10 protein-coding genes and 2 pseudogenes are annotated in these 14451 nt (G+C 41.0%); 7 read left to right on the forward strand and 5 right to left on the reverse strand.

From position 1 onward, the window contains the following. Nucleotides 1-98: 98 nt before the first annotated feature. On the reverse strand, nt 99-470 hold the full coding sequence (locus tag Q0590_RS30040; protein ID WP_302041355.1) for a hypothetical protein: 372 nt from the start codon (nt 468-470) through the stop codon (nt 99-101). Between the two features lie 54 nt (nt 471-524). Then, the gene (locus Q0590_RS30045; RefSeq protein ID WP_302041356.1) at nt 525-902 is read right to left on the reverse strand and encodes a transposase; all 378 of its coding nucleotides are present in this window, start codon (nt 900-902) and stop codon (nt 525-527) included. Between the two features lie 119 nt (nt 903-1021). Here Q0590_RS30045 and Q0590_RS30050 point away from each other — a divergent pair, with 119 nt between their 5' ends. Together Q0590_RS30050 and Q0590_RS30055 are read left to right on the forward strand one after the other, a co-directional pair. Continuing rightward, nucleotides 1022-3307, forward strand: a complete 2286-nt coding sequence (locus Q0590_RS30050) for a T9SS type A sorting domain-containing protein (RefSeq protein ID WP_302041357.1) — start codon at nt 1022-1024, stop codon at nt 3305-3307. Nucleotides 3308-3450: 143 nt separating this feature from the next. Continuing rightward, nucleotides 3451-3645 (forward strand): annotated as a pseudogene (locus Q0590_RS30055) (MBOAT family O-acyltransferase); the annotation flags it as partial. A 320-nt stretch (nt 3646-3965) separates the two neighbouring features. On the opposite strand, the gene Q0590_RS30060 reads toward Q0590_RS30055, so the two are convergent. Further along, a complete protein-coding gene (locus Q0590_RS30060) occupies nt 3966-5255 on the reverse strand; it encodes a DUF4270 family protein (protein WP_302041358.1) in 1290 nt (429 codons plus the stop codon). Nucleotides 5256-5739: 484 nt separating this feature from the next. Here Q0590_RS30060 and Q0590_RS30065 point away from each other — a divergent pair, with 484 nt between their 5' ends. The 5 genes and pseudogenes from Q0590_RS30065 to Q0590_RS30085 form a co-directional block, all read left to right on the forward strand. Next, a complete protein-coding gene (locus Q0590_RS30065) occupies nt 5740-8022 on the forward strand; it encodes a T9SS-dependent choice-of-anchor J family protein (protein WP_302041359.1) in 2283 nt (760 codons plus the stop codon). A 319-nt stretch (nt 8023-8341) separates the two neighbouring features. Then, nucleotides 8342-9361, forward strand: a complete 1020-nt coding sequence (locus tag Q0590_RS30070) for a Kelch repeat-containing protein (protein ID WP_302041360.1) — start codon at nt 8342-8344, stop codon at nt 9359-9361. 140 nt (nt 9362-9501) lie between these two features. Beyond that, a complete protein-coding gene (locus tag Q0590_RS30075) occupies nt 9502-9765 on the forward strand; it encodes a DUF4907 domain-containing protein (RefSeq protein WP_302041361.1) in 264 nt (87 codons plus the stop codon). A gap of 111 nt (nt 9766-9876) precedes the next feature. After that, complete coding sequence (locus tag Q0590_RS30080; protein ID WP_302041362.1) at nt 9877-11733, forward strand: T9SS type B sorting domain-containing protein; 1857 nt, start codon at nt 9877-9879, stop codon at nt 11731-11733. A gap of 411 nt (nt 11734-12144) precedes the next feature. Further along, nucleotides 12145-12390 (forward strand): annotated as a pseudogene (locus Q0590_RS30085) (ABC transporter permease); the annotation flags it as partial. 139 nt (nt 12391-12529) lie between these two features. On the opposite strand, the gene Q0590_RS30090 reads toward Q0590_RS30085, so the two are convergent. Then, nucleotides 12530-13240, reverse strand: a complete 711-nt coding sequence (locus Q0590_RS30090; protein WP_302041364.1) for a LytR/AlgR family response regulator transcription factor — start codon at nt 13238-13240, stop codon at nt 12530-12532. Between the two features lie 2 nt (nt 13241-13242). Beyond that, entirely contained in the window at nt 13243-14430 is a 1188-nt protein-coding gene (locus tag Q0590_RS30095; protein ID WP_302041365.1) for a sensor histidine kinase, read from the reverse strand. Nucleotides 14431-14451 lie beyond the last annotated feature (21 nt).

Genomic DNA, 14451 nt, shown 5'->3' on the forward strand with positions numbered 1-14451 from the left:
AGAATTGATGTAAGCAGTAGCCTATAATCTTTTTCGAATACGCATCAGTAATGAGAGATAGATAGTTAAAATCATAACCAACATAAATGTAAGTCATATCAATGAATCAAGAAAGATTCATTTACCCAAACCTGCTCAGTTTCTATGATAGAAAGGCCTTTGATCAAATTAGGGTATTTTCTCAGCAGATGATTGGAATGAGTAGTTTTAGGCACAGATCTTCTATGCCTAATGAGTAAATGATGTGTTCTAAGTAACTCATGTAGACGATCTCTACCCATAGAAATGCCACTTTTTTGTAAGGGTTCTCGCAATAACAAATACAATTTTTTTGTACCTAATCCCGGGATCTCTCTTCTAATAGCTATAACTAAATCCAAGGCCAGCATAGATTGAGCAATACGTTGATCTAAAAATACCCTTTTTTGATGAAAAGCTTGACGGCTGAATGAACCATAATGGTTCATCAAACAGTCGGCAAAGGCTACCGACGCTTACCTTTGCAATTTGAGTATGTTGCAGCTTTAAGACCGTTTGGTACCAGACTTTTTTCGGATGGATAGTTGAAAATCTTTCTCGGCCACATCTATCATGGTATGAAGGGCTAAAATCATTAGATTAGCCTCTTGTAAGGCTTTTTCCAAATCCTTATTTCGTTGTTTTAAAGCTTCTAGGTTTTGTTTTTGCTTTTCACTCATGGGAGGCAAAGATATAAGTCCTTGCTCAATCTTTTGCTGATAGGATGAAACCCAATGATAGATTGTTTGGATAGAGTGAATGCCTAATTCTTGCATGATTTGTTTAGCATCTTCGCCACCAAATAGCACGCGAAAGGCTACTGCCTCTTTAACTTCTTCGCTATAATGATAGCGGTTTAATAGTTCTCGAATGTGATCTTGCATAGATACAGTTTTGTTTAAAAACTGTCAACCTATATCCGGACAAGACCGGAGGCAGACATACTATAAATACCGTAACTTGGAGAATATTTGTCCGCGTATATTTGTACTAAATCGTCGCTATGGAGAAGTTATATTCAATAAATCATTATTTGAGAAGACGAGTTTTTTATAAAACGATTCCTCTACTTATTTTCTTTGCTGCTTTTTTTATAAATCCCTTACGGGCACAAACCTTCCGGTTCGAATTTCAATCAACTATACCTCTCATGGTAGAAGCGGATACCCTGGCTAATCCTTGGAGCGGTGGTATGAATGCTGTTCACTATAGCAAGATGCATTTGAATGAGGATGCTATCGAGGATTTAGTGGTATTTGAACGTTTTACTAACACTGTTTCCACTTTTTTAGCCTTACAGGAAAAAGGAAAATATTTCTATCAACATAATCTATCCTATGAAGCGCAGTTTCCAAAGGATTTACAAGGATGGGTATTGCTAGCTGATTACAATGGAGATGGAAAAAAAGATATTTTTACAGCTGGCAAACTAGGCGTGAAAGTGTATCAGAATGTCTCTACTGCCTCCTCCTTAGCCTGGAAACTCCTAGCCGATCCGCTTGAAACGCAAGGCACTTCAGGCATGATTAACCTGCAGACCTACTTTTCGGATATTCCCGCTATTATTGATTTGGATCAAGATGGAGATCTAGACATCCTTACCTATGATGCCTTAGGAAAACGGGTAGAATATCATCAAAACCAAAGTATGGAACGCTATGGCCACGCGGATTCTTTAGTCTTTAAGCGGGTAAATTCCTGCTGGGGCAGATTTGAGCAGGGTGTATCTTGTGGAGAATATGTGTTTGATATTGACTGTGGAAGTGCTATTGGTAGAGCAAAAAGCTCCTTGCGCATCAAACATGCCGGAGGGTATAGCCTGCTTGCCCTGGATTTAGATGGAGATGGCGATAAAGATTTATTGACCAGCCATGAAGAATGTTCGTCCATCAGCAAACTCACCAATCATGGAGACGCTAGGCAAGCGCGGTTTATGGAAGCCCAGGATATGTATCCTGCAAGTAAACCTATTTTCTTCCCCCAATTTCCTATTGTTTTTTATGAAGATGTTGATTTTGATGGCCTCAACGATTTGGTTGCCACCCCTAATGTTTCTGCCAATCCCTATGATTTAATCAATTTTACCCAATCTAGCCTGTTTTATAAAAATACCGGCTCCAACACATCCCCCCAATTTGAGTTTGTGCAGAATAATTTCCTGCAAGCTACCATGCTCGATGTAGGGGAAAATGCGTTTCCGGCTTTAGCTGATTATGATGGAGACGGGGATCTGGATTTATTTATTGGAAACAAAGGCAATCCGGTTTCAAATACTTGGCAGATTTCTGCTACGATTGCTCTCTATGAGAACATCGGTACTCCACAGCAGGCTGCTTACAAGTTTATAACCGATGACTACCTTGAGTTATCCTCTCTGGAACTGACATACATCAAGCCTTATTTTGTAGACATTAACGGAGATCAGGTTACCGATCTGACTTTTACTAGAAACCGTGACCGAACAGATGTGCAATATATACTCAATACGGCACCTGAAAAAGGAGCCTTTCAGTTTTCAAAAGATGCTGTACACACGCTTCCGCTTCCCTTAAATGCCGATGACACACCGCTGCTCTATGATCTGGATGGGGATGGAGATGTAGATGCACTCATTAGCAAATCTTCCGGTGAACTTGTCTATTACCTGAATACTGGCTCTGCTGTCTCACCCCAATATATCCTGCAGAGCAACACCATAGAAAAGGCGACAGGGGAAGCTTTTGAGCCTCATCTGATTTTATCCATAGCTGATTTTGATGGCAATGGCAAAGCTGATCTAATGGCAGCTGACAAACAAGGAAAGCTTACGATGTATCCTGATTTGGAAGATAATTTTGACCGCTCCCCCATAAAATTAGAAAGTAGGGAAGTAACTTTCCAAAAGGGGAATGTAGAGTATATCTCTTCCCCCTTTAAAGGATTCCTTTTTCCTACCGCTGCTGATTTGGATGGGGATAATCTGCCTGAAATACTCTTAGGTACACAAACAGGAGGTGTCGTGCTCTTGCAAAACCAAGCAAATTCTGCTATACCCAATGGCCTGGAAGAAAGAGAGGAACCCTATCTTGTCTATCCCAACCCTAGCAGAGGAGATATTCAAATAACCTTCCCGGAAAATGGGCAGCTAACCATACACTCCTTGTTAGGCCAACAGGTAATGGCCAAGCATCAGCTACTAGCTAACCAAGAGCTTGTCATCAGTTTGAGGCATTTACCAAACGGTTTTTATTTGGTCCAAGTCTCATCGGAAAAAGCGGCGATGGTTAAGAAAATCCTGCTCTATAGATAGCAACTATCGAAGACGAGGACAGCTCTACTTGCTTATTATAATATGGTATACCCCTGTTAGCCTTTCATTCTAAGTATTTTATTCGCAAGGGTTAATTATTAACAGGTGGGGTTCAGCGCTACCCTACATAGTAACTAAAAAATGGTTTTGCATTGCCTGACAACTTCCGTTAACCCTATGCCGCCATTGGCTTTTCGGATTTCTGGCAACGCTGGCACATAACCCTTTCTTCCTGGCGGCGGGATTACCTGTATATCCCACTGGGCGCTAACCGCCGGGGCAATATGCGTACCTATCTCAACCTGATGCTTACCATGCTGCTGGGTGGCCTCTGGAACTAAAACCGGTTTTAGCATAGGCCATTCACAAACCAAAATCAAAAGGCACAGATGTCCAACACTTACTCCCATTTCAGATAACTCATTAGAGGGTGTAAAAAGTATAGGTAAATTAAAGCTATCCTTATTACTTCTAACCCACAGGTGACAAGTTATAAGAGAGGCGATGTAACATATACTTTTACTTTGAATATACCCCAAATGTATGAATACAAGTATGGGTAATAATAATATTATGGCATTTTCCGAAGACCTTATGTTAGTGAAGGTTGAAATTGCTACAAGTTAATAGCAGTTATGAGGATTTTTACCTCTTTAGATTAAAGTACTTTGGTATAGTAGATTTGTAACTTTATCCTATATTGGCTGGAATTACTTCCTAACACAATCGTTTGAAGTGTATTCTGATTGTCGGCAGCAGCTAAAGAGAGTAATAAGCTGGTTTTTGAGTTAGTACTTTCCTTCAATAAGGTATTTACATAGGATGTCATATCATAGCTGTAAGAGTAGGTATCATTCAGATCGTTTGCTTGCAAGCTGATACTGGTTTCAATGGACGGATCAATAATCCAATTTGAGCCGTTCACCTCTTGCAGAGCAATGGCCGAAGGAAGGCTCACTGATGAAGTATATGTGCTTCTTATCGGCTCAATGGTTAGCTTTGCACTATTGACAGCAAAATTGCTAATGGTATTAAAACTTCGCAAATAAGGTATGTCTAGCCGTGTCCGCAGGCCAATGCCTCCCTGAATATAAGTCTGCTCATGCGTGGTTGCTGATGAAATTCCTTCAAAAGTATTTTGAAGAGCAGCAATTTCTGTAGAGGTACGGTCACTTACAAAATGATTAAAATAACTCCCGCCATTACTGATTTTGAAATCGTAGGTGCGTTTTTCTGTATCCAGGTTGGTTTCATGGTAATACAGCCGAATAACCGTACTGTCACTATTTACCTTGAACCTCAGGATTGCTCCGTCGTCCTCACTGCCGGGTACCAAGGCAAAGCCCTTTACATAATTTTTTACCTCTGTACTGGAAATAAAACTATTTGCCTTAGCCATAGTAAATATTTCTTCTCCAAGCTGGTCCGATAGCCGGATGGAAAGCGGAACTTGTGTAAAGGGCCTAGGCTTTAACAACGTACTGCCGATAGCTTCACTTCCGTAGGGTACCTGATCAAAGCCATAGTAGATTTTAGTGTCAAGTAATGGATCAACTAGCTGATGTACAGATAATAGCTGTAGTTGAGAGGTATCTCCATAGCTATAGGCATCATAGGCCAACAACAGCACAAGCGAATCATAAACAGCAGACTTTGCTATGGATGGGCTGGATTCATGGATGCCAGCACTAAAAAAACCAGTGGCTTTTGTTTTTCCTGTCAGATTATGTATGTACTGGCCTGTAATCAGGTAGCCTGTATTCGTAGTAGCAATAGAATCTAGCAGCACAGTGGAGGTGTGAATAGTAACTGTATCTGTGAAGTATACACTAATATCCTGTATCTGCGGCTGTAAGTTAAGCCCTATATCCTTATCTCCCTGTATCTCACAAGAACTAAAAATTGCAGAAACAACCAGAATAATTATTAGCCAAGAATACAAGCGCATACAAAAGGATTTTATTGTTACGATGATTCAAACATAGAAGCAATACTCCACACAGAAAATTGAAATATATTAACCTTACAGATTTATCCATTAAACCGCTGATTTTATCTACTTATCTTATGATGGAAAAATGGAAATTTTATGATGTACCAGTAGTAGAGTAAATCAGCAGATTAAATACGGTCATATAATTGGAAAGTGGTTGCTCAGTTCTTTGAGCCCTGGCAGGTACTTAAATCCCTTATTCTCATCAACAAATGGATAAGTAATAACAGACTGGTAGATGGATTACTGCTTTTTATCCAGAAATATTCTTGCCTAGTATATTCCTTTTTCCTTCTTATGAAACACTGCCTAATTTTAATGAGAGTTTCAAGTTATTATTTTCCACAAGCCTTTCTCTCAGGATACTTCATAGTCCCACATGCTTAAAAAATATATGGGCCTATGAATAGTATCAAATGTGATAGTAAATACTAATAATATGTTACAGCATTATAATAGTCTATCCATACTTCAGAAAGAGCCGACTCTTAACCGAGACGCTCTTCTTAGCTGGTCAACAGTTCCTGCATGGCGGTCTTTACTAGGGCTCGTTTTCTTTCTCTTCACTTCTCTATCGGTGTATGCACAAACTCACCGGACTTGTGCTACAATAGAAGTAAATAAAGCAAACAAAGCTGGCCGTGTGGGAGCAGAAAGTACAGAGGCATTTGAGCAGTGGCTTGATGGTAAAATACAGCAGTCAAAAAATACTCCCCAGCGCACAGAAGCAACTGGTATCTATACTATCCCTGTAGTAGTTCACATCATCCATAATGGTGAAGCTGTAGGAACTGGCACCAATATTTCCGATTCACAGGTAGAGTCGCAAATCCGGATATTAAATGAAGATTACCGGCGTAAATCTGGCACCAGAGGATATAATACCAATCCGGTTGGAGCAGATACAGAGATAGAGTTCAGATTGGCATTAACTGATCCTGAAGGCTTTCCAACCAAGGGCATTTTGCGGGTAAAAGGCAGCAAACAAACTTGGACTCAGGAGGAGGATGCCACTTTGAAAAGCTTAAGTTACTGGCCTTCCGAACAATATTTGAATATATGGGTATGCAATCTCGGGACAAATACATTAGGATATGCTCAGTTTCCTGAGTCAGATCAAGTAAGCGGTGTATCCGCACTTGGTGAGGAAGAAGCTATGCTAGACGGCGTTGTCATTGGGTATAAATATTTTGGTGATGAAGGAGCGGTGCTGGTATCAGGAAATGATTTCCGTTACGGGCGTACTACTACCCATGAGGTAGGGCACTTTTTGGGTTTGCGGCATATCTGGGGAGATGCCCCTATAGCAGCAAGCGGATGCTACGTTGATGATTACTGCTCAGATACGCCTAATGCCAGGGAAGCTAATTATGATTGCCCCGCTTCCGATAGTACCACCTGTACAAGTCCTAAACAGCGGGAGATGGTAGAAAACTACATGGATTATACAGATGATGCCTGTATGAGCATTTTTACAGCAGAGCAGAAACTGAGAATGCGGACTGTGCTGGAAAATAGTCCACGGCGGGCAAGTTTACTTACCTCCCCAGGTTTAGAAGTTGTCAGGCTGATTGCCGACAATGCCCGGATAGTAGGCCTTACTGATCCGGAACCTTATCTTTGTGAGAATACTTTTGCTCCGGTTATTGTTTTGCGCAACTATGGCAATAATCCGCTACATGCAGTGAAGTTCGTGTATCAGGTTACTAGTGGAGATACCTTGAGCTACAACTGGACAGGGAACCTTGCCACAACACAAATCGACACTGTTACTTTACCATCTCTGCAGGCATTGCCCGGCGAATATGCCTTTAGCATACGCATACTTTCATCCAACGGGAATGCAGATGCTGATACAACCATGAATACTGTAGAAGTGCCTTTGAAAGTGTTAATCCCACAAGAATTACCTTTTTGGGCTAATTTTGATAAAAACTTCTTGCCCGGTGACTGGCAGGTACTTTCAGAGAATAACGCGGTTGGATGGACAGATATACCAGTACCTACTACGTCAAACACTTCCAATAAAGCGGCTTATTTAAATTATTATCAGAGCCGCAACACTGATACACAAGATGTTCTGCTAACTGCAGCGTATGATCTTTCTACGGTTACTGAAGCATACCTGGTGTTTGATGTTTCATATGCCCGCAGAGGTCTCTCACAGGATGGGTTAGCTGTATCTGTTTCTACAGATTGCGGAAACAGCTTTTCCCGGGAAAATACTCTGTATCAGAAAACCGGCAGTTCACTTGCCACCACCACTGCCACTTCCTCTCAGGCCTGGTCTCCTATGCAGGAAAATCACTGGCGGGTAGAAACCATAAACCTCTCCCGGTACATCGGCCAGAAGGCAGTCCGCTTTGCTTTTACAGGCACCAATGATGGAGGCAATAATCTCTATCTGGACAATGTACGGGTAGTTTTCCGTAAGGAAACTATCGAAGAAGAAGTGAACGGATATAGAAACTTGAGCCAAGCACTACAAATTTTTCCTAACCCAAATAGTGGAAAATTTAATATCCTGTTTAATGTGTACGAGCCAAAAAATGTAGAAGTGAGGATCTTTAATCTCATCGGACAGCAGGTGATGTATCAATCCATTAATGGTGCTCAGGATGTGTATGAGATGGACTTAACTGCTTTACCTGCCGGCATGTATTTGGTAAATGCCAGCAGTGGGAAAGAAGAGGTTACAAAGAAAGTGGTCATTTTCCATTAGTCATATAGTATTGGTACTATAAAAAAGCTGTAATCCCACTTACAGCTTTTTATGTTATTTCATCACTGATACAGGTTTATTTGGTAGAAGAAAATACAGTTTATATCTAGGATTTATGGTGGTTAGTATAGTTTGTTTTATTTATAGGTACTGATATCTCATTTTTACTGCTAATCACACTTCTTGTATGATACCTCTGTTTATAATCTTATATCAGCCTGTTCGTTCGGATAGCTGAAAGTAGAATCGTCTGGATATACTGTAAGCAGAATTATTTAAAATTTATGATCACTCAATCAATTTCAATTTAGATGCATTTATGAGAAAGATTACTGTTTGTTGCTTACTCTTACCTTTTTTGTTTTTATGCTCATGTGCAAATGAGGATGAGGAAATAGACCTGTTGGGAAACTGGACACAAATTTCACCTATAGAAGGAGTGGCCAGAAGTGCAGCTGTTTCCTTTGTGATTGGCGACAAAGCGTATGTTGGCACAGGCTATACCAGCGACGAACGGCTGACAGATTTTTGGGAGTTTGATCCGGTAAACAGCACCTGGCGGCAATTAGCCAACTTTGGCGGTACGGCAAGAAACAGTGCGGTTGCTTTCAGCATCGGCAACAAAGGGTATGTAGGCACAGGCTACGACAATACTTACCGCAAAGACTTTTGGGAGTATGATCTGGCAAATAACCGCTGGGCACAGAAAACAGATTTTGGTGGAGTGGCCAGGCAGATGGCTGTCGGTTTTGCCTTAAGAGGTGGTGGCTATATAGGTACGGGCTATTCTGGAAACTATGTAAGTGATTTCTGGCGATTCGATCCTATGGATGCCAGCAACGGGTATGACAGCTATGGCAACCCTATGGGAAGCTGGACGCAAGTAGCCAGCTATGGAGGTAAAAATCCAAAAAGAAGAGGCGCTGTCAGCTTTGTATTAAATGATATGGCTTACGTAGGTACCGGGGAAAGTAATGGGATCAACCAACAAGATTTCTTTGTCTATGATGCAGAATCGAACAACTGGACAGAAATAGCCGAACTTGAGGATGACGATGAAAACGCGCACCCCAGGTCTTACGGTGTTGCTTTTACCTTAGATGGCAAAGGATACGTCGGTACAGGCGTACGCAGTGCCAACCTCAACGATTTCTGGGAATACAATCCCTCAGCTAATACCTGGGAACAGAAAACCTCCTTTGAAGGCACAGCCAGAGTCAATGCTGTCGGGTTTACGGTGGGCAATAAAGGGTACATTGGTACAGGCTCAAGCAGTACCTACCGCTTTGATGATTTCTGGGTGTTTGCTCCCAATGATGCCTACGATGAAGAAGATTAATCAGGAATGGCCATTTCAAGAAAGTATACATGTCTAGATTCATTCAACTATTAGTAGCATGTTTGATTTTGCTCCTGATTGGAGGGAGCTATATCAGAACCAAATTTGGCTTTGATGCAACGCAGCCTCAAATACAGTCAATGAAACAGACTATTGAATCACCCAAGCCCACAGAAGTGCAGGTTTTTGCCACCGAAGCCGGATGGGGATACGCCATTTACCATAACGGAAAGCCTTACATCAAACAAACAACTATTCCTGCAATAGAAGGAAACAAAGGATTTTCCAGCAGAGAGAAAGCCCTGAAAGCGGCACAGCTGGTAGCCTATAAAATAGAGAAGTCTATGCTGCCGCCCACCGTTACCAGACAGGAACTGGATAGTCTGCAGGTGCTCACTGAATAATGCCCCCTGTGAGGATGAATATCATGCATTGCAGTATTCCTTCTGATGTAGTTTTTAGTTGTTACGCCTATAAATTATCTAATGAAAAGAGCCATTTTTCTGAGCTTTCTAATGGTTGCAACTCTTGCAGCCTGGGCTACGCACATTGTGGGAGGAGAATTGAATCTGCAATATACTAACCAAGGTTACCGGTTTGTACTGTCTGTAAACTTATATTTCGATGACATTAATGGAGAGCAGGATGCAGAAGATGAGGAGGTTTTTGTAGCCGTATTCAGTAAACGCAGTAACAGGCGAGTGGCTACTTTTACGCTGCCTAGAGTAGCATCTGCACAAGTCAATTATACCAATGCAGCCTGTAGTAATGGCAGGCTGCAAACCCGCCAGATCCAGTACAGCACAGAAATTATTCTGGATGCCAATATATATAATGAAGCAGAGGGGTATTACTTTTCCTGGGAACGGTGCTGCCGCAATGAGTCTATTGTTAACATTACTAATCCTGGTGACAATGGTATGGTCTTCTATATGGAATTTCCAGCAGTAATGCTTACTGGAAACCGGGTAGTCAATAGTTCCCCTGCATTTCCTATGCCCAAAGGAGATTATGCCTGTGTGAATGAGCCTTTTTACTTTGATTTTGGCGCTACAGATGCCGATGGAGACCAGTTAAAGTACTCTTTAATTACACCCAAACGTGGAACTAGTAATGCCAGAAATACACCTTTTGGTCCAGGGCCACACCCTGGTGTCAGAGGCCAGTTTTATCCGGCTCCCTATCCCATAGTCAGTTGGGCAAACGGTTTTAGTGTAGCGAATATGATTGCCGGACCTCAGCCACTACAGGTTAATGCTACAACCGGACAAATTACCTTTACAACTAATCGTGTAGGGCTTTATGTGTTTTCTGTACTTTGCGAAGAATACCGCAATGGCGAGAAAATTGGAGCGGTACAACGGGATTTTCAGCTGCTGGTTATTGACTGCCCGAAAAATGACGCTCCGGTGATACTGGCAAAAGAGGTAAACGCACTAGCAGTTTATCAGGAGGGAGAAACCATTTCCCTATCCTATGGCGGGCAGCCATGTATCGATCTACTGGTGACTGATCCCAATAGAAATTCTACGTTACATGTAGCGGTAAATGCCCTTAATTTTTCCGGGCAGGATATAACCGTTCTAACTTCACAAGGTGTAGTGAACGGAGCAGCTGATACGTTACGGTCTCGGATCTGCTTTAACACCTGTATTGCTCACACCAAAGAGGATCCACTTCTGCTCCAGGTAATAGCTTCAGATAATGGATGCCCCATTCCTAAACGTGACACACTTCTTCTAAGAGTATACATAGAACCAGTACCTACTAATGCTCCACAGGTAACTACTACACTTGTTAGTAACGTAGCTACCATACAGGCAGGGCAGACAATCCGCTTTGATGTGATTGCTTCTGATCCGGACAATGATCTCATAAATCTATATGCCCTAGGAGTTGGCTTTTCCCTAACTGAAGCTGGTATGGAGTTTGTAAACAGCAGTGGCCTTGGGAAAATTATGCAACCCTTCACCTGGACTCCGGGTTGTGAAGTGACTGAAAATAATTCCGCCTTTGTTATTCACTTTATCACTGAAGATAACAGCTGCTCTCCTAACCGCTTTGATACAGTAACTGTAAATCTGGAGGTTGAAAACTTTGAGCTGCTTCTGAGCAGGTTTACACCACCCAATGTATTTACACCCAATGAAGATGGGACTAACGATACCTTTGTTATTCCTGATCTCCCACCAGATAATTGCCAGTATACCTTTAAAAGTATAGAAATTTATAACCGATGGGGGAGGCCAGTCTATACAGCCTATGAGCGGGAGTTTACTTGGTCTGGCCAGGAATATCCAACAGGTTCGTATTTTTATCTAATTAATTATGGAGCAACAGTATTCAAAGGTACAGTCTCCTTATTAAGATAATAGCAGATATAAGGTAATCGGATGTACCTCCGGAAGGCGGGTAGCTAAGCGAATGCAGGTATTTCCTCCCCGATTAAGTCAAGCATTGTGTACTAAACAACTTAAGGTTCTCTTATCGGTGCTTTCCATGATTGTTGCACTAATATCAAGATGGCCCAGGACTGACTCGCAATTAATACTACATATAAGTCATGGGTAAATTCTTATTAAAGTTCCTACGATGTTACCTGATTATTATCTTTCTGTTGGCCGCCCTGCTAGCTTTTGCAAGTATACTTCCGCTGCTTTTAGTCTCTGTAGTGTTCAAGTTGTTTGATTTCAAGGCAGGATCTAATTCATACAAGCTGCTACATACATAATATATAGCCGATGAATTAAGCCCGTGGAGAAACCTGGGGCGGTACCGGGTCAACTGTTCTGCTGCAGTTCCTGAAAGAAGCAATTTTGATGAGCCTGACCGGAGGTGTTATTGGCATAGGTTCCGGTTACCTGATTGCTACAGGAGCCGGAATAGCCATGGGCTGGCCAGTAATCATTCTAATCCAATCAGTGCTGCTGGCCTTTGGTTTTTCTACGCTTGTAGGTGTTTTCTTCGGCCATTATCCTGCCCGGAAAGCCTCTCAACTTGATCCGATTGTTGCTTTACGGTATGAATAGAGAAAAACTTATCTATTCAGTGCTTGAGTAAAAAATATTTAGTGTTTGACTCTTCATATTGCTTGTACACTAAATGATTTACCAATTAATGCTAACGCATAAGACAGATAAATACCAGACCCTATGCAGACTTGATGGACTATATATTTTTTTTATAAACGACTTTAAAGAACTGCTCATTATATGATTCGCCGATAGGAATCTCAGTATTACGGATTACAACGCGGTTACGGTGGATGAAACTAATTTTTTTCAGGGAAACGATAAATGAGCGGTGAACCCGGATGAAATCTCTGGAAGGAAGTCTTTCTTCAAACATCTTCAGGCTTTGCAGCGTAAGAATGGGCTTAGGAATGTTTTCTACATAAATTTTCAGATAATCCTTCAATCCCTCCAGATACAAAATATCTTTTAAGCTGATTTTTAACATTTTGTAATCAGATTTGATAAATATAAAATCATCCTTGTCTTCAGGTATGCTGTTGCTTCTTGCTTTTAACTCATGTAACTCATGGGCTTTGTTTACTGCTTTTATAAAGCGTTCAAACAAAATAGGTTTAAGCAGGTAGTCCACTGCATCCAGATCAAAGCCTTCCACGGCATAATTATCATAGGCAGTAGTAAAAATCACCATAGTTGAATGTTGAATGGAATTCATGAATTGAATACCAGTCAGATGAGGCATTTGAATATCCAGAAATACCAGGTCAACTTTCGTTTCCTGCAATACCTGTAAGGCTTCAATTGCACTGTTGCATCTTTTAACAAGGTGCAAAAAGGGCACTTTCCGGATAAAATCCTCTAGTAAGTTAAGTGCCAGAGGTTCATCATCAATTGCTATACATTGCATGGTTAATTGAGCTTTAAGGTAAGTTCTGCTTTAAATATATTTTTTAATGTGTGTATAGCAAGTTCATGGCTGTCAGGGTAAAGCAGATTTAACCTGCGGATAATATTTTGAAGCCCGATACCAGAATTTTTTTCTATAGGCTCACTTACATTTTTCTCAAAAGAATTGGTTACTGTAAAATACAAATTCTGCTGCTGGCAGCGAAGATGGATATATATACAAGGGTTGTGGTTAAGACCCTGACCATGTTTAAAGGCATTCTCTACGAATGGTATCAGCAGCATAGGTTCGATCATTTTATCATCTACTTCTCCTTCAATGAAAAAATTAATGCGCATATCTTCCCTGAAACGGAGCTTTTGCAAATCAATGTAACTCTTCAGATAATCAATTTCTCTTGTAAGGTGTACTAAATTGACATTTGATTCGTATAGCATATAGCGCATCAGTTGCGATAATTTAGCAATGGCAATGGGTGCGTCATCTGATTTGCTGTTGGCTAATGAATAAATATTGTTTAATGTATTGAATAAAAAGTGCGGATTAACCTGCGACTTGAGAAAGATAAGTTCAGAAGATAATTTTTCATTCTCCATTTCTTTTTTTTGTTGCTCATTCTTCCTCCATTCATGAATTATCTTCAGGCCGGAACTGATAGTGAGGGCAAGCACGGAAACAAAGACAGATTTCAATAAGATAAAAAAAGCAGGAGGGGAGCCAATAAAACCTGGCTTCTTCATTGGAGCTAATGTTCTGTTAAGGGAATCTTTTCTATGAAAATCTGATTCCAATAACCGGATAATCTCTGCCTGAAGCTCAGGGTCAGGTATGCCTTGTTTTAAGGCAGAGGCAAACACGGGATCAGATGGAAGTCCACCTCTTATATTGAATTTGAAATAATAATGTTCTATGACCAGTTCGGTAAAACTCAGGAAAATAATACCGGATACAATCGTAAATAGATAAGGCCAGTGCTTTTTGGTTTTCAGGAAGCGGGGCATCCATACATACAGATTAGAATAGAACACCCCGGCGAGCAATAAGGCCGGTATACCAATTCTGAGAATAAAAAATTTTTTATCGATCGGGAAGTTAAACAGCAGAAAAGGAATGCATAAAAAGCATACCCATGCCGTGATATGCACCAGAACAGACGCTGACTTTGCGTTGAACAGAGATTTTTTGTCCATCTAACGGTTTATTTATAAAAA

Source organism: Rhodocytophaga aerolata, from assembly GCF_030503435.1.
In the GTDB taxonomy this organism is placed as follows: Bacteria; Bacteroidota; Bacteroidia; order Cytophagales; family 172606-1; genus Rhodocytophaga; species Rhodocytophaga aerolata.

Bases quoted from the DNA above. Each gene is read 5' to 3' on its own strand.
- Q0590_RS30045 (WP_302041356.1), bottom strand. From the start codon at position 902: ATGCAAGATCACATTCGAGAACTATTAAACCGCTATCATTATAGCGAA.
- Q0590_RS30050 (WP_302041357.1), top strand. From the start codon at position 1,022: ATGGAGAAGTTATATTCAATAAATCATTATTTGAGAAGACGAGTTTTT.
- Q0590_RS30060 (WP_302041358.1), bottom strand. From the start codon at position 5,255: ATGCGCTTGTATTCTTGGCTAATAATTATTCTGGTTGTTTCTGCAATT.
- Q0590_RS30065 (WP_302041359.1), top strand. From the start codon at position 5,740: ATGTTACAGCATTATAATAGTCTATCCATACTTCAGAAAGAGCCGACT.
- Q0590_RS30070 (WP_302041360.1), top strand. From the start codon at position 8,342: ATGAGAAAGATTACTGTTTGTTGCTTACTCTTACCTTTTTTGTTTTTA.
- Q0590_RS30075 (WP_302041361.1), top strand. From the start codon at position 9,502: ATGAAACAGACTATTGAATCACCCAAGCCCACAGAAGTGCAGGTTTTT.
- Q0590_RS30080 (WP_302041362.1), top strand. From the start codon at position 9,877: ATGGTTGCAACTCTTGCAGCCTGGGCTACGCACATTGTGGGAGGAGAA.
- Q0590_RS30090 (WP_302041364.1), bottom strand. From the start codon at position 13,240: ATGCAATGTATAGCAATTGATGATGAACCTCTGGCACTTAACTTACTA.
- Q0590_RS30095 (WP_302041365.1), bottom strand. From the start codon at position 14,430: ATGGACAAAAAATCTCTGTTCAACGCAAAGTCAGCGTCTGTTCTGGTG.